At 40.2% G+C, this 24057-nt stretch carries 24 protein-coding genes; 21 read left to right on the top strand and 3 right to left on the bottom strand.

Annotated features, from left to right (window positions below):
- Positions 1-73: 73 nt before the first annotated feature.
- A complete protein-coding gene (locus tag CLHUN_RS07430; RefSeq protein WP_242656467.1) occupies positions 74-400 on the bottom strand; it encodes a sigma factor in 327 nt (108 codons plus the stop codon).
- Positions 401-542: 142 nt separating this feature from the next.
- Positions 543-827 carry a hypothetical protein gene (locus CLHUN_RS07425; RefSeq protein ID WP_080063954.1) on the bottom strand — a complete coding sequence of 95 codons (285 nt, stop codon included), beginning with the start codon at positions 825-827 and terminating at the stop codon, positions 543-545.
- 818 nt (positions 828-1645) lie between these two features.
- On the opposite strand from CLHUN_RS07425, the gene CLHUN_RS07420 reads away from it, so the two are divergent.
- The 13 genes from CLHUN_RS07420 (at position 1646) to CLHUN_RS07355 (ending at position 15915) form a co-directional block, all read left to right on the top strand.
- Positions 1646-3847 (top strand): CRISPR-associated helicase/endonuclease Cas3, encoded by a 2202-nt coding sequence (locus CLHUN_RS07420; protein WP_080063953.1) that lies wholly within the window; start codon positions 1646-1648, stop codon positions 3845-3847.
- A 25-nt stretch (positions 3848-3872) separates the two neighbouring features.
- Positions 3873-4526 carry a type I-C CRISPR-associated protein Cas5c gene (gene cas5c / locus CLHUN_RS07415; RefSeq protein ID WP_080063952.1) on the top strand — a complete coding sequence of 218 codons (654 nt, stop codon included), beginning with the start codon at positions 3873-3875 and terminating at the stop codon, positions 4524-4526.
- 4 nt (positions 4527-4530) lie between these two features.
- Complete coding sequence (gene cas8c, locus CLHUN_RS07410) at positions 4531-6300, top strand: type I-C CRISPR-associated protein Cas8c/Csd1 (RefSeq protein WP_080063951.1); 1770 nt, start codon at positions 4531-4533, stop codon at positions 6298-6300.
- Positions 6301-6314: 14 nt separating this feature from the next.
- Positions 6315-7199, top strand: coding sequence for a type I-C CRISPR-associated protein Cas7/Csd2 (cas7c, locus tag CLHUN_RS07405; protein ID WP_080063950.1), 885 nt, complete (start codon positions 6315-6317; stop codon positions 7197-7199).
- Positions 7196-7864 carry a CRISPR-associated protein Cas4 gene (cas4, locus tag CLHUN_RS07400; protein ID WP_080063949.1) on the top strand — a complete coding sequence of 223 codons (669 nt, stop codon included), beginning with the start codon at positions 7196-7198 and terminating at the stop codon, positions 7862-7864. The genes cas7c and cas4 overlap by 4 nt, the downstream gene beginning before the upstream one ends.
- Positions 7861-8892: a type I-C CRISPR-associated endonuclease Cas1c gene (gene cas1c, locus CLHUN_RS07395; protein WP_080063948.1), complete on the top strand. Its 1032-nt coding sequence runs from the start codon at positions 7861-7863 to the stop codon at positions 8890-8892. Before cas4 ends, cas1c begins: the two co-directional genes overlap by 4 nt.
- A gap of 8 nt (positions 8893-8900) precedes the next feature.
- Complete coding sequence (gene cas2, locus CLHUN_RS07390) at positions 8901-9191, top strand: CRISPR-associated endonuclease Cas2 (protein WP_080063947.1); 291 nt, start codon at positions 8901-8903, stop codon at positions 9189-9191.
- Positions 9192-9780: 589 nt separating this feature from the next.
- Positions 9781-10578 (top strand): toll/interleukin-1 receptor domain-containing protein, encoded by a 798-nt coding sequence (locus tag CLHUN_RS07385; RefSeq protein WP_080063946.1) that lies wholly within the window; start codon positions 9781-9783, stop codon positions 10576-10578.
- A 666-nt stretch (positions 10579-11244) separates the two neighbouring features.
- Positions 11245-11799, top strand: coding sequence for a hypothetical protein (locus tag CLHUN_RS07375; RefSeq protein WP_080063944.1), 555 nt, complete (start codon positions 11245-11247; stop codon positions 11797-11799).
- A 327-nt stretch (positions 11800-12126) separates the two neighbouring features.
- On the top strand, positions 12127-12540 hold the full coding sequence (locus CLHUN_RS07370) for a nucleoside deaminase (RefSeq protein ID WP_080063943.1): 414 nt from the start codon (positions 12127-12129) through the stop codon (positions 12538-12540).
- A 437-nt stretch (positions 12541-12977) separates the two neighbouring features.
- Complete coding sequence (locus tag CLHUN_RS07365; RefSeq protein ID WP_080063942.1) at positions 12978-13529, top strand: GNAT family N-acetyltransferase; 552 nt, start codon at positions 12978-12980, stop codon at positions 13527-13529.
- Between the two features lie 179 nt (positions 13530-13708).
- Entirely contained in the window at positions 13709-15367 is a 1659-nt protein-coding gene (locus tag CLHUN_RS07360; protein WP_080063941.1) for a peptidoglycan D,D-transpeptidase FtsI family protein, read from the top strand.
- A 119-nt stretch (positions 15368-15486) separates the two neighbouring features.
- Positions 15487-15915, top strand: coding sequence for a zinc ribbon domain-containing protein (locus CLHUN_RS07355; protein ID WP_080063940.1), 429 nt, complete (start codon positions 15487-15489; stop codon positions 15913-15915).
- A 528-nt stretch (positions 15916-16443) separates the two neighbouring features.
- On the opposite strand, the gene CLHUN_RS22105 is transcribed toward CLHUN_RS07355, so the two are convergent.
- Positions 16444-16590: a hypothetical protein gene (locus CLHUN_RS22105; RefSeq protein WP_165755696.1), complete on the bottom strand. Its 147-nt coding sequence runs from the start codon at positions 16588-16590 to the stop codon at positions 16444-16446.
- A 222-nt stretch (positions 16591-16812) separates the two neighbouring features.
- Between CLHUN_RS22105 and CLHUN_RS07350 the strand changes: the two genes are divergently transcribed.
- The 8 genes from CLHUN_RS07350 (at position 16813) to thiH (ending at position 23936) form a co-directional block, all read left to right on the top strand.
- The gene (locus CLHUN_RS07350) at positions 16813-17562 is read left to right on the top strand and encodes a threonine/serine exporter family protein (RefSeq protein ID WP_080063939.1); all 750 of its coding nucleotides are present in this window, start codon (positions 16813-16815) and stop codon (positions 17560-17562) included.
- 47 nt (positions 17563-17609) lie between these two features.
- A complete protein-coding gene (locus tag CLHUN_RS07345; protein ID WP_242656466.1) occupies positions 17610-18068 on the top strand; it encodes a threonine/serine exporter family protein in 459 nt (152 codons plus the stop codon).
- A gap of 89 nt (positions 18069-18157) precedes the next feature.
- Positions 18158-18934: an ABC transporter ATP-binding protein gene (locus CLHUN_RS07340; RefSeq protein WP_080063937.1), complete on the top strand. Its 777-nt coding sequence runs from the start codon at positions 18158-18160 to the stop codon at positions 18932-18934.
- Positions 18935-19049: 115 nt separating this feature from the next.
- Positions 19050-20714: a hypothetical protein gene (locus CLHUN_RS07335; protein ID WP_080063936.1), complete on the top strand. Its 1665-nt coding sequence runs from the start codon at positions 19050-19052 to the stop codon at positions 20712-20714.
- Positions 20715-20888: 174 nt separating this feature from the next.
- Positions 20889-21083 carry a sulfur carrier protein ThiS gene (gene thiS, locus CLHUN_RS07330; RefSeq protein ID WP_080063935.1) on the top strand — a complete coding sequence of 65 codons (195 nt, stop codon included), beginning with the start codon at positions 20889-20891 and terminating at the stop codon, positions 21081-21083.
- A gap of 3 nt (positions 21084-21086) precedes the next feature.
- Positions 21087-21890 (top strand): sulfur carrier protein ThiS adenylyltransferase ThiF, encoded by an 804-nt coding sequence (thiF, locus tag CLHUN_RS07325; RefSeq protein WP_080063934.1) that lies wholly within the window; start codon positions 21087-21089, stop codon positions 21888-21890.
- A gap of 67 nt (positions 21891-21957) precedes the next feature.
- A complete protein-coding gene (locus CLHUN_RS07320; RefSeq protein WP_080063933.1) occupies positions 21958-22725 on the top strand; it encodes a thiazole synthase in 768 nt (255 codons plus the stop codon).
- A 65-nt stretch (positions 22726-22790) separates the two neighbouring features.
- Positions 22791-23936, top strand: coding sequence for a 2-iminoacetate synthase ThiH (gene thiH, locus CLHUN_RS07315; RefSeq protein WP_080063932.1), 1146 nt, complete (start codon positions 22791-22793; stop codon positions 23934-23936).
- The last annotated feature ends 121 nt before the right edge of the window (positions 23937-24057 follow it).

Below are 24057 nucleotides of genomic sequence, written 5' to 3'. Positions count from 1 at the left end.
GAAATGTAAAGAAAATACAGCAGGTTTTATCTTCCACAATCAGCTCAATGTTGGATAAAGCGGGTGTACTCTTCTAATGGTCAAATACAAGTGGTATTTGACCTTGACCACGTTTGTCAGCAGTATACTGTTCATATTTGTTAAGCGAAATATTGCGGGTAATCTTTCCAAGAAATGTTGAAAGTCGATTTGGGCGGCTTGGCGGCATAGCTCCCCAGGCCTTTATATAGGTATCGTTAACACACTCTTCAGAATTTTGAGCAATATTAAGAACATTGTAAGCAATATAATTACGATATCGGCCATACTTATTCGCAGTTTCAGATATAGCAGTCTCAGAGCACGCCCAGTATAAATCAATAATTTGTTTATCTTCCCCAAATAGACTCCTTTTCAGCAACAATAAGTCCTTTCAATATAATACACCGGAAACAATTCTTCTCGTCACATTTTTTCAATATAAAAAAGCTGTGTGCCAAGGTAAACAGCAAACATGGAATTTATGAATTGCATTAATATTCATATTGAGTATATTAGTTAAATTATAATAATTGGACTAAATAATTAACAATACTTTTCATGTAGTTTCTACTTCCTTTTTTCAGCAAATAATCAAGGAGATTTTTCTTGATTTCCCAATCTTCCTTAGTCAGAATTTCTTTTAAGTAATTAGCATCTTTACGTAAGCAGTCAATGGAATTTTTATCTTCATATTTTTTAAATTCGGTTATGAGTTCTGTAATTGTAAATGTGCCACCCCCATTGAGTCCAAATAGGTATTCCTCAACAAAATATTTAAAGGCCATAATTTGATTTTCATTAGTCAAAGAATCATCTCCTCTAAAAATTAGTGAAATTACTTACACTATATACTGATTGCATAGCAAATTCAACTGTAAGCTGCACTATTGGGCTGTTGGTATTATGGTCAGTAATACCTTTGTTGTATTTCAGGTTTTATGAGCCTGGACAATAGATATAATGCAAATTTTATTTCTTATTCTATATTTATGCATAGCAGGGGTTTATTTTCATCAACCTAACTCTTATTACATTAATTTAAATATAATGTATATGTAAGTCTCTACACTAATTTGCTGCAAATTAATTTTATATACTGAAACTGCAATACCTCTTGTAAGGATAGAAACAACAATATAGATTATTTCAGCACTACTAAATTTTTTCATAGATTCATTCCTTTCCGTATTCATAGATACTAGAAAATTTGCCGTCCTCTTTTACTCATATGGTATTCAATAAAATATTATATGGCAAAAACGACACATTGGTATTATATGAAATGCTCATATTAATCGTTACATAAAAATATAAATAAATTGATAACTCTTAATGTTGGGTATGGGGATTGAAATAATAATATATTTTATGGTTAAGCAATAATACTCTTTTGGTCGTACTCAGCATTAAGAGTCCTATTATTTCATATAGAACTCCTAGACGATCAGGAGTGCCAAATTTCAGATTTTGCTATGCTTATTTAGCATTACTTCTACGGAATGTAATCAAAAAACAAGAACTTATTAATGTTATATACGGTTATCAATTGATTTGTAAATAAAGTAGTATATAATATAAAATAAGTAATAAATTACAAAAATTTGATAATATATTGGAGAAATTTATGTTTACAGCACATAAAAGAGAAAGTGACGATGCTAAACAAAGTGTAAAGGAGCACCTTGAAAATACTGCCGAGAGAGCCAGGGAGTTTGCCAGTCAATTTAACGGGGATGATTATGCATATACTGCTGGACTCTTACATGATATAGGAAAATACTCCGGGGGATTTCAAAAAAGAATTCTGGAAAACGGTAAAAAGTGTGACCATTCAACTGCCGGTGCCAGAGAAGCCGCGAAAATTAATAAGTTTGGAAGAATACTGTCATACTGTATAGCAGGGCACCATTCAGGATTACCCAATTATGGTTCCGTAACGGATGTTGGTATAGAAGGGACACTGAATGCAAGGCTTAATAAGCAGCAAAAAGATTTACCGGCATATGACCAGTTTTTTAGTGAAATTGATTTAAAAGGGATAAATATGCTTAAGGCGCCGGAAATAAGGCATTTTAGCCAGAATAGCATCGGATTTATTCTATCATTTTACATAAGATTTATTTATTCTTGCCTGGTTGACGCTGATTTTCTGGACACTGAAGCCTTTATGAGTAATAACTCCGTAGACAGAAGTACAAATTATGACTTTGAATTATTCAGTAAACAATTGAACAAAAGGCTTGGCGGTTTTAAGGGTGATGGCTTGATTAATGAATACCGCAAAAAAATATTGGATGATTGTATAGAGAAGGCCGAGCTTGGCAAAAATTTATTTAATCTTACCGTTCCTACCGGGGGAGGAAAAACTCTCAGCTCCCTTGCCTTCGCAATAAACCATCTAATTGAAAATTCCATGAGCCGGATAATTTATGTAATCCCATATACAAGCATAATTGAGCAGACAGCCAGGGTATTCAAGGATATATTTGGAGATGAAAATGTACTTGAGCATCATTCAAATTTCGATTTTGACGATGATGAGGACAAGGTAAAAAACAAACTGAAGCTGAGTTCTGAAAATTGGGACATGCCTTTTATTGTAACGACAAATGTACAGTTCTTTGAATCATTATTTGCAAATAAATCCTCCCGGTGCCGTAAGCTTCATAATATAGCCAACAGCATTATTATTTTTGATGAAGTACAGATGTTTCCAATAGATTATTTGAAGCCATGCATAGAGGCTATCAAGCAATTGGTTCAAAATTTCAACTCCACAGTTGTCATGTGCAGTGCCACTCAACCTCCTTTTGAGAAATATTTTAAGGAATTAAAGCCTGTAGATATATGTGAAAACCATACTGCTCTTTATGATATTTTTAAGAGAACTGAAATAATCACACGTGATGTAATTGAAAGCACTGCCCTTGCTCAAGAATTGAATAAGCAGGAACAGGTGCTTTGTATTGTTAATACAAGAAAGCATGCATTAAAGGTGTTTTCCATGCTGAAAAAAGAAGGCTCCTTCCATTTATCTACTCTTATGTGTCCCGCCCATAGAAAAGAAGTTGTACGGGAGATAAGGCAAAGATTAGAAGACAAGCTGCCTTGCCGGGTTTGTTCAACCAGATTGATTGAGGCGGGTGTGGACGTTGATTTTCCAACCGTATTCAGAGCAATGTCCGGCTTGGATGGTATCATTCAAGCTGCCGGAAGATGCAACAGGGAAGGACGGCTTAAAGTGGATGGCAGGCTGGTCAAAGGAAAAGTGCATGTATTCATACCTGAAAAGGAATTTGTACAGCACCAGCCCGAAGCATTCAAGCGCCCTATTGGTGCTGCTGAAAGCATAATACGTAATTTTGAGGACATAAGTTCACCAAGTGCAATAGAAGCATACTTCAATGAGCTGTATGAATTAACCGGCGAAGGTATAGATGTAAAAAAAATAACAGACAGATTGGAACGTGATGCCATTAATTTTAATTTTTGCTTTGAAGACATAGCACATGATTTTAAACTGATTGAAAATACCACGATACCCATCATAATTCCATATGATGAAAAGGCGTGCGAGCTTATTGAAAAATTAAGATATTCAGACTATAAATCAGGTATTTTACGTTCACTTCAGCCATATACAGTGGGCATATATGAGAATGAGTTTAAAAGTTTGTTTGGCATGGGTGCCTTTGATTTTATATCCAATGGCGGAATTACCAGTAAGGAAAGTGCTATTTTGAAAAAGGATTTATTCAAGGATTTATATGATAAAGATACAGGGCTAAAAATAACAGAAGAAACCGGTATAGGAATTTATATTTAGGGAGCTAATTAAAGGAGGATGAAAAATGGGCTTTGGAATCAAATTGGAGGTTTGGGGTGACTATGCCTTATTCACCAGGCCTGAAATGAAGGTTGAACGGGTGAGCTATGATGTGATTACCCCATCTGCGGCCAGAGGACTGATTGAGGCAATCTACTGGAAGCCCGCCATAAAATGGGTTATAGATAAAATCCATGTCTACAACAAAATACAATTTACCAATATCAGAAGAAATGAGGTGAGCGGAAAAATATCAAAGTCAAACGCAAAGGCACTTATGGATGGAACAGGAACAGTTGATTTTATTAATACCAATGAGTTGAGGCAGCAAAGAGCAGCCCTGGTTTTAAAGGATGTACGCTACATTATTGAAGCCCATTTTGAGATGACCGGCAGGGCGGGGGAAGAAGATACTGTTGAAAAGCACTATAATATTGCGCTGCGGAGAATGAGAACAGGACAGTGTTACCATACTCCATGTTTTGGGTGCAGGGAGTTTCCGGCGAATTTTAAGCTCATTGAAGAAGATATTAAACCCAGTTATTTAGGAGAGCAGGACTTGGGATTTATGCTGTATGATATGGATTTCAGCGATACCGAAAATATTTTTCCGGTTTTTTTCAGGGCAAAAATGATAAATGGTGTAATTGATTTGAAAAACATAGAAAAAGTGGGGTGATAAATTGATTTTACAATCGTTGGTGAAATACTATGAGATTTTGGCAGAGGATGAAAATAGTGATATACCCCGGCTTGGATATAGCAGAACCGGCGTATCCTATGCTTTGAATATCTCCAAGGATGGAGAACTGCTTGGTGTAATACCTTTGAAAGTACCTGGTGAAAACGGAAAGAAGATGGTGCCGCAGAGAATGATAGTACCTGAACAGGAGAAAAAGTCTGTTGGAATTAAATCCAACTTTCTATGTGAAAATTCCAGTTACATTTTGGGAACAGATAACAATGGCAAGCCGGAAAGGACAAGGAATTGTTTTGAAGCCTTTAAGGAGTTGCACAACAAAATTCTTAAAAATGTTGAGTGTGCCGAAGCAAAGTCTCTTTTGAATTTTATAAATAAATGGGATATTGATAATGCTGCAAGTCATGTTGAATTAAAGGACTATTTGGAAGACATTTATACTGGGGCAAATATTGTATTCAGACTTGACGGAGGAGGATACATTCACCAGAATAAAACTATTTTAAAGGCATGGGAAGAATACAAGAATAATTCCGAAGGCTCCAAAAGGATGCAGTGTCTGGATAGCGGCGAATATGCAAATGTAGCCAGGCTTCATCCCAATATTAAAGGTGTCAGAGGTGCTCAAAGCGTTGGTGCGGCAATAGTATCCTTTAATGATAGAGCCTATGAATCCTATGGCAGGGAAAAAGAACAAGGGCTGAATTCTCCTGTAAGTGAATATGCTGCATTTGCCTATACCACTGTTTTAAACAATATGCTTTCAGATAACGCACATAAGCAATATCTGGGAGATACCACCGTGGTTTTTTGGGCCGAAAGTCCCAAGAGATATTATCAGGACTTTGCATCTATGTTTATTGACCCTGATGAGTTCAAAGACGGTGATAATTCCAAGTTTGAAAGAGATAAGGGTGCGGCGGCAGAAGTAAAATTAATTTTTGAAAAAATATCCAATGGAGCAGCCAGAGGTGATTATTTAAGCGGTTTTGACAAGAATGTGAAATTTTATATTTTAGGTCTTGCGCCAAATGCCGCCAGATTGTCCATACGATTTTTTATTATGGACAGCTTTGGGGGCTTCATCGAGAAAATAGCCAGACATTATGAAGATTTGTGTATGGAAAAGCAGTTTCAGGATGAACAGGATTTATTTTCATTGTGGAGGCTGTTGAATGAAACTGTTTCTCCCAAATCAAATGATAAAGCTGCGTCTCCGATACTTTCAGGGGCTGTTCTCAGAGCAATTTTGACAGGCTCACCCTACCCCGCGGCATTATTTAATTCGGTAATGGTCAGAATTCGAGCGGAACATTCTATTAATCATTATAAGGCTGCTATCATCAAAGCATATCTTTTAAGAAATTCAAACAAATATAAGGAGGTTTTGACAGTGTCATTAAATGAACAAAGTAATAACAGGGCGTATGTGCTGGGCAGACTTTTTGCTGTTTTGGAGAAAGCACAGCAGGATGCCAGCGACGGGCAATTAAAAGCAACAATTAAGGACAGGTATTTTACATCTGCCTGTGCAACACCAGCAAGCGTTTTTCCTATTTTATTACGCCTCTCGCAGCATCATATATCGAAAGCTGAATATGGTAAAGCCAACGATATAAAGGTTTCTAGAATTCTAGATATGCTGGATATTGAGCAGAATCCAATTCCCGCCCACCTGTCACTTGAGCAACAGGGAGTTTTCGTTTTAGGTTACTATCATCAAAAAAATGCACTTTATAAGAAAAATAATTAAAAGGAGATTTGAAAATGAGTGAAGTTATTAAAAACAGGTATGAATTCACAGTTTTATTTGAGGTAAAGAACGGCAACCCCAATGGAGACCCGGATGCGGGAAATATGCCAAGAATTGATCCTGAAACCGGATACGGAATAGTGACTGATGTGTGCTTGAAAAGAAAAATAAGAAACTACATCGAAACAGTTAAAGAAGATTGTACAGGCTACCGGATATACATAAAGGACGGGGTTCCTTTGGAAAGAAGCGATAGAGAAGCTTTTACCTACTTAGGTGTATCCGATGAAAAAGAAGCCCAGTCCAGAAAGGAAGAAATTGATGTCAAGATAAGAGATTTTATGTGTAAAAATTTCTTTGACATCAGAACCTTTGGGGCGGTAATGACTACCTTTGTAAAAGCAAAACTGAACTGCGGGCAGGTCAGGGGACCTGTGCAAATAGGCTTTGCAAGAAGTGTTGACCGGGTAGTACAGCAGGAAATAGCCATAACCAGAGTTGTTGCAACTACGGAGAAAGATGCCGCTAAAAAAGAAACCGAAATGGGAAGAAAGTACATAATACCATATGCTCTCTACAGGGTTGATGGATATATATCTTCAAACCTGGCAAAAAAGACTACAGGATTCAGCGAAGATGATTTGGAATTGTTTTGGAATGCTGTCATAAATATGTTTGAGCATGAGCATTCGGCAGCAAGAGGAAATATGGCTGTTAGAGATTTGATTGTTTTCAAGCATGACAGCGAATTTGGAAACTGTCCTGCATATAAGCTCTTTGAGACTGTTTCAGTGTCCAGAAAGGATGAAAGCAATCCTCCAAGGAGTTTTAACGATTATATTGTCACTATTGAAGAAAAAGCTATTCCTGCAGGAGTAGAGTTGATCAGAAAAATATGATGGAATATAACGAAGAAGACTTCCTGCTCTTATCCGGCATTCAGCACTTTGCCTTTTGCAGGAGACAGTGGGCGCTGATACATATCGAGCAGCAGTGGCAGGAAAATCTGCGGACGGTTGAAGGCAACATACTTCATGAGAAGGCACATGACGACGGCTTTTCTGAAAAGAGAGGAGACATTATTATTTCCAGGGGTATGGCTGTTTTCTCAAGAACACTGGGAGTCAGCGGGGTATGTGATATTGTGGAGCTGCACAAATGCGCCGACGGTGTGAGTATATTTGGAAGAGAAGGCTTGTACAAACCTGTACCTGTTGAGTATAAGCGGGGAAAGCCAAAGGAAAACGAAGCTGATATATTGCAATTGTGCGGACAGGCAATGTGCCTTGAGGAAATGCTTTTGTGTGAGATAAAGGAAGCATATATGTTTTACGGTGAAACCAGGCACAGGCTGAAAGTCATACTGGATGAGGATTTGCGCCGGAGTGTAAAGGACACTGTACAGGAAATGCATGATTTGTACAGCAGGAGGTATACCCCTGTGGTAAAGCCCTCCAAGAGCTGCAAGGCATGTTCCCTGGAGGATATTTGTATGCCGAGGCTGTGCAAGCAGCCCTCTGTGTCCAAATATATTAAAGACAGTCTTAAAGAGGTAGACATATGAGGAAACTGTTAAACACTGTTTACATAACCTCACCGGACAGCTACCTGTCGCTGGACGGGGAAAACCTTGTTGTACTGAAGGGAGAAAATGAGGCCGCACGGCTTCCGCTGCACAATCTGGAGAGCATCATTGCCTTTGGCTATACCGGCGCCAGCCCGGCCTTGATGGGCGCATGCGCAAAACGCAATATTTCATTGAGCTTTATGACACAGAGCGGTAAATTTTTGTCGCGAATCGTTGGAGAGGTCAGGGGAAATGTAACTTTAAGGAAAGCTCAGTACAGGTTGTCCGACAGTATGGCCGAGAGCACGAAAATAGCCAGAAATTTTATATTCGGCAAGATTTATAACGGCAGATGGGTTGTTGAACGAGCAACCAGAGATTATCCTGACAGACTTGACACAGACAAGCTGAAAAGGGTATCAGTTGGACTGGCCAATTCCCTGGGTTTTGTTTTGGGGAGTGAAAGCCTTGATGAGCTGCGAGGCTTTGAAGGAGAGGCGGCAACACAGTATTTCAATGCCTTTGACCATTTGATACTTCAGCAGAAAGAAAGCTTTTTCTTCCACGGAAGAAATAAGCGTCCTCCTCTGGATAATGTGAATGCCATGCTGTCATTTGTATATACACTGCTCGCCCATGATACTGCTGCCGCATTGGAAACTGTAGGGCTCGACCCATATGTGGGGTTCATGCACAGGGACAGGCCGGGAAGAATATCTCTGGCTCTGGATTTAATGGAGGAACTCAGGTGTATTTTTGCCGACAGGTTTGTGCTTTCTCTTATAAATAAAAGGGTAGTCAATTCTACTGGATTTACTCAAAAGGAGGATGGTGCTGTCATAATGGAGGATGATACGCGAAAAAACATTCTACAGGCCTGGCAGAGCAGAAAGCAGGAAAAAATAACACACCCGTTTTTACAGGAGAAAATTGAATGGGGTCTGGTGCCTTATTCGCAGGCAATGCTTCTGGCCAGATTTATCCGTGGGGACTTGGATGAATATCCTCCATTTTTGTGGAAGTAGGTGATTTGATGCTGGTGCTTATTACATATGATGTAAATACGGAGACCGAAGCCGGAAGAAAAAGGCTGCGGCATGTTGCAAAACAATGCGTAAATTATGGACAACGAGTACAGAACTCCGTATTTGAATGTGTTATGGATGCAGCAAAGTGCAGGGAAGTTAAAAATAAGCTGGAAAAAATTATTGACAAGGACAAGGACAGCCTCAGATTTTATTACCTTGGAAACAACTATCAGAATAAGGTTGAGCATATAGGTGCTAAGGAATCCTTTGATATTGAAGGTACTCTGATAATTTAGTGCGAATGTGAAGTGAACATTAAAAGCCAGGTACATTCGCACCAGATTTTGGACATACTTTTATGAAAACATATAATAATTTATATTAGTAGTATGCAAAAGCAATTGAAAACCGCTTTGTTATTATATACTTTATACAATAAAGATAAGCGGTTTTTGTTTACTTTTGCTGTCGCTCCTTGCGTAGGAGCGTGGATTGAAATGTCTGCTCTTATGCCGACAAAACAAGCAGTCAAGTCGCTCCTTGCGTAGGAGCGTGGATTGAAATTAGTCTCTTTTTCAATTACAAAATAATAAGGAGTGTCGCTCCTTGCGTAGGAGCGTGGATTGAAATTGTGCTACATTGTTTATCAGTTGAAAATCGTGCGTCGCTCCTTGCGTAGGAGCGTAGATTGAAATAGTACTAACAAAGGCTGAATTTTGTTGACATGGAAATTTTTCGTTTGCCAAGTCGCATTTTGCATAGCAGATTCAGTAGGCCATGGTATTAAATCTGATAGCACTAAAGAAGTAGAGATTTATTCTATTGACTATAGTAATCAATGAATATAGAATAATATTGTAAAATTATGTAATTTGGAGGAGTCTCATGAAGGTATTCATCAGTTGGTCAGGGGAAAGAAGTAGGGAGGTCGGAGAATTACTTGATGAATGGCTGCAATGTGTATTACAAGCAATAGAGCCATGGATGTCAAGTAAAGATATTGACCGGGGCTCCCTATGGTTTTCTGAAATAACAGACCAATTGAAGGATACTACTATCGGAATAATATGCCTTACGCAGGAAAATATAAATAAGCCATGGATTTTGTTTGAAGCCGGTGCTTTGGCAAAAGGATTGACATCCAATAGGGTATGTACTTTACTTATTGACTTGCAAGCCACAGATATAATTGATCCCTTAGCTCAATTCAACCATACTACTCCAGACAAAGCAGGCATTTGGAATTTAGTTAAAACTCTGAATTCTACATTAGCTGGCAATGCCTTAAGGGAAAAAATCTTGGAGCAAGTTTTTGAAACATATTGGCCACAGTTTGATAAACAGTTTAATGAAATTATTAAAAAAGTACAAGCTACAGATATACCGAGAAAAAGAACCAATGATGATATGCTAGTAGAACTGTTATCCATTATAAGAGGACTTGATAGAAGAATTAGAAATATGGAAACAGGTGGAATTAACAATACGAGGTTAGAAGAAGAAACTGTTAAAGTTACATCCGATACAAATATTAATAAATATCCTAAATATATTATTGCAAGTTCTGTAAAAGCAGGGCTTCCTGATAGTTTTATTGTTAACCAAATGAAAAACTATGGTCTTGCACCTGATGTGATTCGCAGTAGAATAGATGAAATAAAAAAAGAGTTAAATACTAAATAAGTATACATTGACTCCAGTTAATTCCAAATATAGTATAGATGTAATGGGTTTTTGATTTAAGTCAGAGTTGTATAAAAGTGTGCATATAGACAATTTATATTGTCTATTATTATATAGGAGGCGTTTCGATTGCTTGAATTGGCGCTCGCTTTATGTGGAATAATAGTTTTTTTGTTTTTGATTTTACTTGTTTCTATATTGTTAAAATGGAAAAAACAAGATTAATTACAGGAATGCTAATGTCGTTAACCTCTATAATTGCGATGATACTATTTGTTAATGTTCAAAAAGCTAATGGAAATCCAGATGCAGGAATGGAATTTGAACAGTTTTATTTTACTATATTAGTTTTTGTTGTATTTATAGTAATAGGATTTGTATCTTCAATCAAATTGGTTAAAAAATGATACAACTGTGGGCACAATCAATTGCTCATGCCGTACGTATCTTTATATGTCAAAAATCAATCTATTACCGCACATTCAGTTAACGAAGTGCGGTATTTTTATGTCCACAATTCAGTCGCAATTTAAGAATTTTGCGAAGCAATAATTTTGCACATTGGAAACTGGTTAGTTCGGTAAAATGAAACTTGAATTGCTTCCCAGTATAATATATATTAAAACATACAATATTTTGGAGATAAATATATACGAGGTAGGCAATATGAAAAAAACCAGTGTTTTATTTTCGATTGGTTCTGTAGTGCTTATAATGCTTGTTATAATTGGATGTTTTGTTACGGACTACTTATATGATACAAATAAAATTGGCGGGATTGAAAAAAAAGCAAGTTCGATTCTGTCTAAACAAGCAATAAAAGACGAAGAAAGATTTAAATCAAATCGGGAGTTATTTATAAACGTAGCAAAGGAAATTGAAAGTCTCCCCTCATCAATTACAGACATACAAATTTACAATAATAAGATTCAAAATATTACTCTAGATGGTACTAATTATGGTGGAGAGCAACTGATTAGCGATATATCAGAACAATTGGAACTAGCTATTTTAAAATTTAATAGCAATGTAATTGATTCTATCATAAGTAAGAATCATTACGATAATGATATATCATTTGCTATGTTTTACGACTCAGATGAAGAATGTTGTTATGGGATTGACATTTGTTATTCAAAGAACGAAAAACATACCAATGAAGATATTATTAAATTGGAAGATAACTGGTACCTAATAAAAAGTATTAATTGGGGAACGTAAAATATAAGAAGGAATTTGATTTATATGACATTACCTCGATTTGATGGACACATCGAATGGCTGGTATAATAAAACCAGTTGGAGAGGTAAGCATCATGAAACGCAATGAAGAGAATATATAAGAACATACCGGCAGGTCGGCCAGTAAATCTATTGCGACATAAACATTTGGACTTTGAAAATTGAATAGTGAGGTAAGGAGTGAAAGTTGACATATTAATCTTCTAAATATAGCATTATATGTAATTGAATTGCTTTTAAATAATAAAAAGGGGAGTGAATGATATAAATTTTAATTCCAGTATAAAACACCCAAGCGAAGATATTATGAAAGAATTAATAAAAGACCAATGGACAAAGGATTCAATTTTTGCTGCGGTTATAGATGCTGAAGGTAATATAGTTTCAAAAGGGAAAACGACAGTTCGAGCTGACCATGATCCTACGGCACATGCTGAAATAAATGCTATAAGAAGTGCCTGTAAGCGACTAAAAGTAGATGTTTTACCTAAAGGATATTGGCTTTATTCAACATTTGAGCCATGTCCTCTATGCGCTGCAGCTATAATCTGGGCTGGATTTGAAGGTGTGGTATATGCTAACAATCCTGATCACAGAGGAAAAGAGATTAATTGGTCATTTATAAAGTGTAGCGATGTTTTACAATCAGGTAAGTATATAAAAGATGTAGCACTAGTTGAAGATTTTTTAATTGATGAAATAAAAGATTACTTTAAATAAATATATTATCTATCTGAATAACGTATTTTTTATATATCAGGTGTCTTTCAAATACCGCACATTCAGATAGAAACAAAGTGCGGTTTTTTCATGCCCGCATTTCAGTTGCAAAATGAATAAAAGGTGCAGCTATGAGCTGCCGGAAGGGTGTAAATTATGAATAAAAATAATGAAACATGTCCTGCGTGCAAAGATGGTGCAATGGAGGTTTTCGGCTACTATTGAAAAGTATGATGTAACAAAAAGAGTATGTAATAACTGCGGTCATATAGAAGAAAATTAAACCGCAGTTTAGTTTAGATAGAGAATGAGCATATGAACATGGATAACTGAATAGCGCGGTACTTGTTATGACAAAAATACTATTAATGGATTTACCTGAATTCGGGGTTGCTTGTAAATGTATGCTTTAGATTATTTATATTAGGCGGTGTATTATGAAAACGTTGGAAACTGAAAGACTGATAATGAGAAATTGGAAAGAATCTGATATATTTGACTTTTATGAATATGCCAGTGTTGAAGGTATCAGCGAAATGACCGGGTGGCCGCATCATGAAAATATTGAAGTTACTGAAACAATATTGAAAGGCTTTATTGATAATGACATAGAATATGCTTTGGTATTAAAAGAAGAAAACAAGGTGATCGGTTCTTTAGGTTTTCATAAGAGAACTGCTGACTCAAATTATAGAGCTGATAAGCAAAGAGAGATTGGGTATGTTTTAAGCAAGGCATACTGGGGCAGAGGGCTTATGACCGAAGCTGTACGAGAAGCAATCAAATATGCTTTTGATGAGATTAAAGTAGATGTTTTGTGGTGTGGACATAAATCGTTTAATCATCAATCGAAAAGAGTAATCGAAAAAAGCGGATTTAGATATTATTGCGAAGGTACATATGAGTCCTTTGACAAAACTTATGAGGCAAAAAAATATATTTTGACTAAAGATGAATATCAAGTGCTGCTGGAAAAAGGAAGAGCATAATACGGAGCTAAGTTTGAGTACGATATTTTTCAAGGTACCCTTATTTCATTAATCTTCTCTGCCGGGAGAAAGATAATTTATAATGCCCGCTTAAATATACAAAAACACAATGGTATAATTTACCTCTCCATCTGGAAACAATGTATATATCACATTATTTCATATGAAGGGGTTGTTTTATGTTTAAACGAATCAGAATAATATTCTTTGTTTTCCTGGCCATATCTGCAGGCCTGATGACAAGGCTGTTTTATTTGCAGGTGGTCGGTGGCGGAGATCTATCCAGAGCAGCCTCGGCACAGCGGGTAAATAACGTACAGATTGAAAGTGCCAGAGGAGACTTTCTTGACAAAAACGGAATAAAGCTCACCGGCAGAACCCAGAAGATAACTGCAGTACTGAAGCCGGCACAGCTAAGGAGCCAACCGGAGGCTATAAATGAGTTGTGCCGGATGCTTGGCCTGGAACCGGATAAAACCCAGGAGGAGATACAGAGAAAAAACACCCCCATTTTGATGGAGGTGGACAAAGAGACAAAGGCCTTATTGACCTCCATGAAGCTTGAAGGGGTATCCTTTGTCAACTCTCTGAGCAGATACAATACGGATACAAAAGCAAAGCATCTGCTGGGCTATCTCAACAAGATTGACCATGTGGGCAGCAACGGACTTGAGAAGCTTTTTGAAAAGACCCTGAATTATGGTGAGGAGGATAGTATAGCCGTAATCACCGACGGAGGAAATGATTTGATTAAGGGGCTGGGCTACAGGATAATCAAGGACGACGACAGGCGGAACAGGAAGTTGGATATAAAACTCACCCTGGACTATCATATCCAGGAAATAATTGAGAATGCCCTGGACAGCAGGAACCTGACCGGTGCGGTTGTGGTTGAAGATGTAAAAACCGGTAATATTGTAGGCATTTGCAGCAAGCCTGACTTTGATCCCAATGATATAGAAAAATATCTTTCAAATAATAAAAAGCCGCTGTTTAACCGGGCTGTGGCTCAATACAACATGGGTTCCGTATTCAAGCTGGTTGACCTGGCCGCGGCATTTGAAATGCACCCCGATTACAATATGGTATTCAGTTGTCCGGGCTATATACAGATTGGTGACACTGAATTCAAATGCTCCTCCTATGAAGCGGGAGGGCATGGTACGGTTGATATATACAATGCACTGGCAAAATCCTGCAATGCATATTTCATAAATATGTCTCTGGAGCTGGGTGCCCAACCCATACTGGATATGTGCAAAAGGCTTGGACTTGGTGAAAATACTGCCTTGACCTTACAGGGCATAGATGAGGCAAGGGGAATAGTCCCCGCAAGGGCCGATCTTAAAAACTCCGGTGATATAGCAAATATGTCCATAGGACAGGGGCAGATAATGGCCACACCTGTGCAGGTGGCAGACCTGGTTGCAACTATAGCCAACGGCGGCTTGAAAAACAATGTAAATGTAATAGACAGCGTAGTCAACAGCAGCGGCAATAAGGTGAGAGACTTAAAGGAGACCTCTCAGGAGAGGGTAATGGCCAAGACCACTGCAGACCGCATAAAGTCATTGATGGAAGGAGTCATCAGCGAAGGTACGGGTAAAAAGGCCAATATGGATGAATACGGCGGAGCGGGAGGAAAAACCGGCAGTGCCGAAACGGGCCAGTACATCGACGGGCAGAAAATCATACAGGCCTGGTTTGCAGGCTATTTTCCCGCAGCAGCCCCCAGATACTCGGTAGCGGTATTCATTGAAGACGGAAAAAGCGGAGGAGAAGCCGCCGCGCCTATTTTTTCAGAAATAGGCACAGAAATAATGAAACTGGGTTTGTAAATAATATATGCAAGTTAACAATATTACCCTATAATGTAATATAGGAATGATATTTGTGAGCCGATGGCAATTGGCTTTTGGATTGTTTTATGATGTCATGATTCAGGGGGGTATTATATTTGAAAAGTGTAAAGCCTGGTCGCGGGCCGTCAGCAATGGGTGCTATAGGAGGTGTATTGACTGCGGTTTTCGGCGTATTCTGGATAATATTTGCTGTCAATATAGGTGCACCGGGAATTTTTCCGCTATTTGGAGTGATTTTTATAATAGCTGCACTGGTGAGCGCTGTGTACAACTTCAAGAATGCATCGGGGGCAAACCGTATGTCCGTATTCGATATCACTGACGAAACTGAGGAGCCTGACCCCTTGCAGGAAAGGTTTCACAGAAAAACCGGAAAAGCTGGCAGCACAGCCAACAGCGCGGAGGTACCCGAAACCTCACAGGGAGGGGAGGACACCGTAAACTTCTGCCCTTTTTGCAGGTGCGAATTAAAGGAAAATTTCAGATTCTGTCCCAGATGCGGAAGCGATATCAGCAATATATAACATACTTAAACAATAAAGCTGGATTAAAAGACAAACAGGGATTCTAAATTAATAGAATCCCTGCTGTCTAGCTAATGATTTAACTTAAAGTTAAGAAACTACCGAACTGCTTTTCATTTCCCTGCATTTATCCAATTACTGCTCTTGTTAACTGCGGCCACCCTCTTGGAGCAGATGCAGTACCTCGAGCACTAATGGGACGCAAGAAATTTTCAATTACGGGTATGGCAGAAAAAAAGTTTTCAACTATCAACTCAATCATCTCCCAATGCTCGACATTAAAAACAACTTGCACGTCCTATAATGCTAAAATACAAAGGTACGTTAACACTACAAAACACAATACCAGACTACGTCAACTGAGAAACAAAGAAGTCCAAAGGTATCATCTCCCAACTTTTTTGGTCAGCTAAACCTTTGCTAATGGATAACCATGTATCCACCGGATACACTTCCGTATCCAGTAAATATTATTGCTCTTATGCCGATTTCTATTCAGGAAAAAATTTGCTTTCCTGCTTCCAATATCTAGAACCGGGGCTGATTTTCAGGCTTGACATTATTTTTGTTATTGAAATCTGAACCCTGGTTTTCAGGATTGATATTTTTTTCAGATTTATTTGTTGATTTTGTTTTTGATGACTTCTTGTGTTCCTTGCTTCCCTTTTGACTCATAACATGCTCCTTTCTTTTTAGCAGGTTTAATAATATCTATATATTTTATATTCCGATGATTTGTCTATTTTATTCAATTTTAAAAATATATATAAATAGACCATCAATAATCAGTTTGTGAGAATATTTTTTAAGTATTTATTTTGGAGATATTAAAGTCAGTTAAGAATTGATATAATTGATAGTTGTTATGTAATTTAATAATTTTACAGAGGTATTTTTATGGAAGCTAAAAAAGTGGCCGAAATTGCCACGGCAGCGGGTGAAATCCTTCTGAGCAACGGTGCCGAGGCCTACCGTGTGGAGGAGACTATTAAAAAGATTTGTTCATCCTATGGATTTTCAGGAGAATGTATTTCCACGTCCACAGGTATATATATATCAATTTCCGATTCCCAGGGGGAGCTGGTTACCACTGTAAAGCGGATCAACCAACGGCGTGTGGACCTGTACAGGGTGGAGCTTATAAATTCTTTTTCAAGAGGCCTTGCACAAAGCCCTCTCACCTATGAGGAGGCTCGAAGGAAGCTTGACGAAATATATAATGCGCCCAATTTTTCACTGGGTATAAGACTTCTGGCTTCCGGATTTACGGCCTTTGCATATACCCTGTTTTTCAACGGGGGCATATATGATGCCGTGGTTTCGCTTGTAATAAGCTTTGGAATATATCTGCTCCTGGAATATATTTCTAAAATAGGTTCCTTCCAATTTCTGGAGTACTACCTGTCAGGCTTTATTATTGGTGCTGTAAGTCTGGTGGCGGCTTCCCTGCTTCCTGTCATAAACAAGGACAATGTAATCACAGGAGCCATTATAGTGCTTCTGCCGGGAGTAGCCCTTACCAACGGGATTAAGGACCTGCTGTATGGGGATTATGTCTCAGGTTTTGCCAAATTCGGAGAAGCCATTCTGATTATAGTTGCAATGGGAGTGGGGATAGTGACGGCACTTTCAATAATAAGGATATGAATTTAAATGCTGCGGAACGCTGGATATTTTTAGCTATGGAGGATTCTATGTCAACTTCACAATTGATTCAGGTTGTTATTGCTTTTTTCGGAAGCATATTTCCTGCGGTTCTATTCAATATTGACAGGAGAAAGATTGGTTGGGCGGGTCTTAGCGGTGCCCTGGGCTGGCTTGTATATAGCCTTGTCTTTAATAATACCGGCAATGCCATATCGGCCACCTTTATAGGTGCCGTAGCAGTGGGCTGCTACAGTGAGTCCCTTGCCAGAAAGCTTAAAACCCCGGCTTTTGAATTCCTGATTCCGGGGATATTTCCGCTGGTGCCTGGATTTACCGCATATACCTCTCTTAGATATATAGTGGAGAACAACATTTCCCAGGCCCTCAGCAAAGGTATCCTGGCCCTGGCAGTAGGTGGCAGCATCGGATTCGGAATCATGCTTTCCACAGCCATCTTCAAGTTTATCACAAAAGTCAGGAAAACCAGGCTGCCCGGGAATGGTTGATAGTATGGCGTATTTGCAATATAATGTAAGGATTAGGTTCGTGGAAAAAGTTTAATCTTATTTTTTGAGGATTAAAGGGGGAGTGTGAAATGGAAGAAGCGGCAATAGCAATTGGAGACCTGTATATGAGCTATGGAGAAAAGCAGGTTATAAACGGAATAAGCATCCAGGTTCCAAAGGGACAGATTATTGGATATATAGGCCCCAATGGTGCGGGGAAGAGCACAACGGTAAAAATACTGCTGGGACTTATTAATAATTATAAAGGCAGTGTAAAGGTATTGGGAGAGGATATTTCCAACGGCAGTGTGGAGTATAAAAGAAAGATAGGCTATGTTCCCGAAACAGCAGAAATTTTTGACAATCTTACCGCAAGGGAATACATAACCTTTCTGGGACAGATGTACGGGATGGACTATGAGGAGACTGACAAGAAAGCACTTAAGCTTATGGAGCTGTTCGGAATCCAGCAGGTATATGATTCCAGAATAACCTCCTATTCAAAGGGTATGAAACAAAAGGTGCTGCTAATATCCAGCCTGATCCACAACCCTGAGGTGCTTTTCCTGGATGAGCCCTTGAGCGGACTGGATGCAAACAGCGTGATGGTTTTCAAGGAGATAATGAGCCACCTTGCCGAGCAGGGAAAAACCATATTCTATTCCTCTCACATTATGGAGGTTGTTGAAAAAATAAGCCATAGAATCATATTGATAAATAATGGAAGCATTGTTGCGGACGGAACCTTCCAGCAACTGAAGGAGCAGAGCAAGGAAGGCAGTCTTGAGGATATATTCAATCAGCTTACGGGCTTTGACAAGCACAAACAGCTTGCCGGAGAATTTGTGGACGTTATTGGCGGCTGAAAAACTTGAAGTTTCACTGCCGCAGTTTGGAGTTAGCGTGAAATATACATTTGGTAAGTCAGGGTGTCTTTCATTAATATTTGTGTACACGCTATGCGTGCAGATGGGAGGTAGAATGAAAGAGTTTGTTTTGTTAAGGCTGCTGGATAAGGCTGCCGCAATTCTGAAAAAAAATGACGGAGATTATTCCCAGTTGAGAATGATACTCAAGGTAAAACTTACTCTTGATTCCAGAAATGTACCCACATTGCTGTCCAACAAAAAGGATATCGAGAGCAGGAACATACCTTTGCTTTCCATGTTAATATACGGTTTCATGGGACTGATGATTTCAATTTTTGTCTGGATACCCTTTCAAACCTTTTATAAAATGAATATTGTGCTGGGTATGATTATTTTTATGATACTGGCCACCATGATATCGGATTTTTCAACGGTACTGCTGGATGTAAAGGATAAGAACATACTGCTGCCAAGACCGATTAAGGAAAAAACCATCAAGCTTGCCAAGACAATACATATTCTGTATTATCTGATGAGAATAACCCTTACCCTTTCAGGTCCTACCATGATTATGTGCATTTTCAGATATGGGTCGGGTTTCTTCCTGGTACTGTTTCTGGAGATGATACTCATATGCTGTCTGGTAATGTTCCTGACTTCAATATTTTACTATATAATCCTGAGCCTGTTTGACGGTGAGAAGCTCAAGGATATCATCAACTATTTTCAAATAGCCCTGATGATATGTATGACTATAGGCTACCAGTTCATAAGCAGGATGTTCAACATTTCTCAAATCAATATAAGCTTTACTCCAAAGTGGTGGAACTATTTGATTCCTACCACCTGGTTTGCGTCACCGCTTGCCATGCTGACGGAGCAAAAAGCCACCGGCTTCTATCTGGGTTCAACAGCTCTTGCGGTGGTGGTGCCGGTGCTGGCCTTTGCCATCTACATAAAATTCATTATGCCATACTTTGAAAAGAATCTTCAGAAGCTGAACAATAACGAGGGCAAGGGTAACAAAGGGCGAAGAAACTCAGGCCTTCAGAGACTGGTTTCAGAATGGCTTTGTCCTGACAGGCAGGAGAGAGCTGTCTACAACTTCACCCGGGATATGATATCCAGTGAAAGGAAGCTGAAGCTCCAGCTTTATCCAAGTCTGGCCTTTGCTTTTATCATGCCGCTTATCTTTGTATTTATCAGCTTCTCCCACGGCAGTTTCGTTGAAGCCTACAAAGGATTGAAAACCAGCAGCAGCTTTTTAAGCATGTATTTTGGCGTGGCAATGGCAAGTATCTCTGTGAGTTTTATAAACAGAAGCGAAAAATTCAAAGGAGCATGGATATACAGGGCATTTCCGGTAGAAAAGCCCGCACTTATCCTAAAGGGGGCCCTTAAAGCCTTTGTATTTAAATACAATATTCCTCTGATGACTTTTCTGAGCATTATATACATTTTTTTATACGGTGTACGGATAATACCCGACGTGCTGTTGATGCTTGTAAACATGCTGCTGCTGCTCTTATGCTTTTTTAAGGCGGCCAACAGGCAACTGCCCTTTTCACAGGATTTCAGCAATATGCAGCAGGGAACCAATGCCAGCATGAGCTTTCTGCTGATGCTTGTAGCCGGTCTTATGGCTGCGCTGCACTTCGGCGCAGGCTTCATACCATTTGGTGTTACAGCAAACATTGCAGTTTCGGCAGTTATTACAATTATAGTCTGGAACTATTCCTTCAGAACTACCTGGAGGGACCTGGAGACGGACTCCTGAAGGCGGCCTTCAGCGTTTCAGAATAGGCAGCAGCTCCTGTATTGACAGCAGGGGTATGATGCGGTAAAATTTAAGACAATTAAAAAAGCACAAAATGGGGAACACCACCGAAAGGGTGTTTCTTGTTTTGTGCTTTTTTGTTTAGGTCCTATATTACTCCTGGGAGGGAAAACGATGAAATTAAACGGACAGTACATAAAGCTTGAAGAAACGCAGCACCTTGACAATTTTTTAAAAGCTTCCGGCTACAATATTGATACCATAGCGGTGGAGCTTAACGGAGAGATTATTCCAAAATCAGTCTATTGCGATACCCTGGTGGATGATGCAGCCGAGATGGAGGTTGTGAGATTTGTGGGCGGAGGCTGACATATGAAATTCATACTTAACGGCAGAGAGGTTCAGGCTGAAGAGACTACGGCATACAAGGTCCGTGAGAAATACGGGAAGCCCACGGATATCATAATCTTCAACGGCTTTCAAATAGACGGGGACCGCCCCATAACCGAAAATGATATTCTGAATATAATCACAAAGGGAGCAATGCCGCAAAGGGAAGAGCTTGAAAGCATGCTGGCGGCAAGACACACCCCCGGGGTACACAGCAGGATAAAAAGCGGCAAGGTGGCTATTGCGGGCCTAGGGGGCCTGGGCTCCAACATTGCAGTGATGCTTGCCAGAATTGGGGTGGGACAACTGCTGCTGGTGGATTTTGACATCGTGGAGCCCAGCAATCTTAACAGGCAATGCTATAATATCGGCCATCTGGGGCTGCTCAAAACCCGGGCACTGAAAAGTCAGCTTGAAGCTATTAATCCTTTTATAAGTGTTAAGACAAGAAATGTCAGAGTGACAGGAAGCAATGTCAAGGAGCTTTTTGAAGGCTATGACATTATATGCGAAGCCTTTGACAGGCCTGACTCCAAGGCTGTCCTTGTAAATACTGCACTCAAAGAACTGAAGACTGTAAAGCTTGTGGCGGCATCGGGTATGGCGGGCTATGACAGCTCCAACCTCATAAGAACCGTCCAGCCCATGAAACGCCTGTATGTATGCGGGGACCTTGAGAACGGAGCCGGCGTCGGAAACGGGCTGATGGCTCCAAGAGTCATGATATGTGCGGGACATCAGGCAAATATGGTACTGCGCCTGCTGGTGGGTGCGGACCAGGTTTAGGGAATAATTTCAGGCCCTCCCCCAATGGGGCTCGGGCTATACCATAATGAAAGGAAAGGAAGCGTAAATGAATGATACATTAGTAATAGCAGGCCATGAATTCAATTCAAGATTTATACTGGGTTCGGGCAAATTTTCTCTTGAAATCGTAAAAGCAGTAATAGAGCAGGGAGAGGCAGAAATATTGACCCTTGCGCTGAGACGGGCAAATATGGGGGGAGAAGAAAATATTCTGGACTACATACCAAAAGGCATTACCCTGCTGCCCAATACCTCCGGAGCAAGAACTGCGGAAGAGGCTCTGAGGATTGCCCGCCTGTCAAGGGAACTGGGCTGCGGCAGCTTTGTAAAGGTGGAAGTAATCCGCGATTCCAGGTATCTCCTGCCCGATAACTATGAAACCATAAGAGCTACGGAACTGCTGGCAAGAGAAGGCTTTACAGTGCTGCCATACATGTATCCCGACCTGAATGTGGCAAGGGAGCTGCAAAATGCGGGAGCTGCTGCAGTTATGCCGCTGGCCTCTCCCATAGGCAGCAACAAGGGCCTTGTAACAAAGGAATTTATAAAAATCCTCATTGACGAAATAGATCTGCCCATTATTGTGGATGCGGGCATAGGCCGCCCTTCCCAGGCCTGTGAAGCCATGGAGCTGGGGGTCGCAGCAGTGATGTGCAATACAGCGGTAGCCACGGCTGGAAATGTGGCACTTATGGCAAGGGCTTTTAAACAGGCCATCAGGGCGGGGCGGGATGCATATCTGGCAGGCCCGGGAAGAGTTCTGGAACACAGTGGGGAGGCCTCCAGTCCGCTGACGGGCTTTCTTGAGGATTAAACCGGCGGGAGGGCTGCCAGGTTGCAAAATGCCAGTGTTTCAGCGGAGCAGAGAGGGAGGATAAAATGGAAACAGGTCATATGAGCTATGCAGACGGTATGGAAGCTGTTGATTCGGATATTATGGGCCGGGTGCTTTCCATGCTTTCAGAATTTGATTACAACGGATTTTCAGGAAGGGAGGTGGAACAGGCCCTGCACAAGGAGAGACTCACGCCCTTTGATTTTGCAGCCGTCCTGTCACCGGCGGCGGAGCCATATCTTGAGACTCTGGCACACAAGGCCCTGGGAAATACCAGAAGGTATTTCGGGAACTCCGTAAGTCTGTTTACGCCGTTATATATATCAAACTATTGCGAAAATGAGTGTGTGTACTGCGGCTTCAACTGCAGCAATAAAATTCACCGGGGCAGGCTGTCCATGGAGGAAATAGCCGAGGAACTGCAGACTATTTCGGCTACCGGGCTCAAAGAGATTCTTATACTGACGGGAGAATCCCGGACAGCTTCAGGTACGGAATACATCGGCGAAGCGGTGAAGCTGGCCGCCGGGTATTTTTCAACCGTGGGCATTGAAATATATCCGTTAAATTCCCAGGAGTATGCCTATCTCCATGAATGTGGAGCAGATTTTGTTTCGGTTTATCAGGAAACGTATAATACCGGCAAATATGAACAGGTGCATCTGAAAGGGCCCAAAAGAGTATTTCCGTATCGCTTCAACGCACAGGAGAGAGCCTTGCTTGGAGGAATGCGGGGCGTGGGGATAGGGGCACTGCTGGGACTTGATGATTTCAGAAGGGATGCGTATGGGGCAGGACTCCATGCTTATTTTTTACAGCAAAAGTATCCCCACGCAGAAATAGCTTTTTCAGTACCTCGTCTGAGGCCTTATATAAACAGCCGGACCGGCAACCCAAACCATGTGCATGAAAGACAGCTTTTGCAGGTCATGCTGGCCTACCGGCTTTTCATGCCCTTTGCAGGAATTACTATTTCCACCAGGGAAAAGCCGAAATTCAGAGATAATATCATAGGTCTGGCAGCTACAAAAATTTCGGCAGGTGTCAGTGTTGGCGTAGGAGGGCACAAGCAGCCCGGGAAGGGAGACGGGCAGTTTGAGATTTCAGATTCCCGAAGTGTGGCCCAGGTGCATGAAATGATTGAGAGAAGAGGGCTGCAGCCGGTTTATAACGACTATATCAGAGTATAGCACTAATGGTCCGTAACATTTGAATTCATACATTGCCGGCGGTTAAATTTCTCCAGGACGTCGTTGTCGTTAGTTGTAATAAAACAATTATTCCGCCCTCCTCCGCCTGGTCCTGAAAAAA

The sequence above is a fragment of the Ruminiclostridium hungatei genome (assembly GCF_002051585.1).
Lineage (GTDB): Bacteria > Bacillota > Clostridia > Acetivibrionales > DSM-1351 > Ruminiclostridium > Ruminiclostridium hungatei.
Note: the sequence above shows the minus strand (reverse complement) of the source record. Positions and strands in the feature narration are given on the sequence as shown.

Excerpts from the sequence above, each read along its gene's own strand:
- CLHUN_RS07365 (WP_080063942.1), top strand. The coding sequence starts at position 12,978 with ATGAAAACGTTGGAAACTGAAAGACTGATAATGAGAAATTGGAAAGAA.
- CLHUN_RS07420 (WP_080063953.1), top strand. The coding sequence starts at position 1,646 with ATGTTTACAGCACATAAAAGAGAAAGTGACGATGCTAAACAAAGTGTA.
- CLHUN_RS07320 (WP_080063933.1), top strand. The coding sequence starts at position 21,958 with ATGAATGATACATTAGTAATAGCAGGCCATGAATTCAATTCAAGATTT.
- CLHUN_RS07350 (WP_080063939.1), top strand. The coding sequence starts at position 16,813 with ATGGAAGCTAAAAAAGTGGCCGAAATTGCCACGGCAGCGGGTGAAATC.
- CLHUN_RS07335 (WP_080063936.1), top strand. The coding sequence starts at position 19,050 with ATGAAAGAGTTTGTTTTGTTAAGGCTGCTGGATAAGGCTGCCGCAATT.
- CLHUN_RS07360 (WP_080063941.1), top strand. The coding sequence starts at position 13,709 with ATGTTTAAACGAATCAGAATAATATTCTTTGTTTTCCTGGCCATATCT.
- CLHUN_RS22105 (WP_165755696.1), bottom strand. The coding sequence starts at position 16,590 with ATGAGTCAAAAGGGAAGCAAGGAACACAAGAAGTCATCAAAAACAAAA.
- cas2 (WP_080063947.1), top strand. The coding sequence starts at position 8,901 with ATGCTGGTGCTTATTACATATGATGTAAATACGGAGACCGAAGCCGGA.
- CLHUN_RS07375 (WP_080063944.1), top strand. The coding sequence starts at position 11,245 with ATGAAAAAAACCAGTGTTTTATTTTCGATTGGTTCTGTAGTGCTTATA.
- cas1c (WP_080063948.1), top strand. The coding sequence starts at position 7,861 with ATGAGGAAACTGTTAAACACTGTTTACATAACCTCACCGGACAGCTAC.
- CLHUN_RS07385 (WP_080063946.1), top strand. The coding sequence starts at position 9,781 with ATGAAGGTATTCATCAGTTGGTCAGGGGAAAGAAGTAGGGAGGTCGGA.
- thiS (WP_080063935.1), top strand. The coding sequence starts at position 20,889 with ATGAAATTAAACGGACAGTACATAAAGCTTGAAGAAACGCAGCACCTT.
- cas4 (WP_080063949.1), top strand. The coding sequence starts at position 7,196 with ATGATGGAATATAACGAAGAAGACTTCCTGCTCTTATCCGGCATTCAG.
- cas5c (WP_080063952.1), top strand. The coding sequence starts at position 3,873 with ATGGGCTTTGGAATCAAATTGGAGGTTTGGGGTGACTATGCCTTATTC.
- CLHUN_RS07370 (WP_080063943.1), top strand. The coding sequence starts at position 12,127 with ATGAAAGAATTAATAAAAGACCAATGGACAAAGGATTCAATTTTTGCT.
- thiF (WP_080063934.1), top strand. The coding sequence starts at position 21,087 with ATGAAATTCATACTTAACGGCAGAGAGGTTCAGGCTGAAGAGACTACG.
- thiH (WP_080063932.1), top strand. The coding sequence starts at position 22,791 with ATGGAAACAGGTCATATGAGCTATGCAGACGGTATGGAAGCTGTTGAT.
- CLHUN_RS07340 (WP_080063937.1), top strand. The coding sequence starts at position 18,158 with ATGGAAGAAGCGGCAATAGCAATTGGAGACCTGTATATGAGCTATGGA.
- cas7c (WP_080063950.1), top strand. The coding sequence starts at position 6,315 with ATGAGTGAAGTTATTAAAAACAGGTATGAATTCACAGTTTTATTTGAG.
- CLHUN_RS07345 (WP_242656466.1), top strand. The coding sequence starts at position 17,610 with ATGTCAACTTCACAATTGATTCAGGTTGTTATTGCTTTTTTCGGAAGC.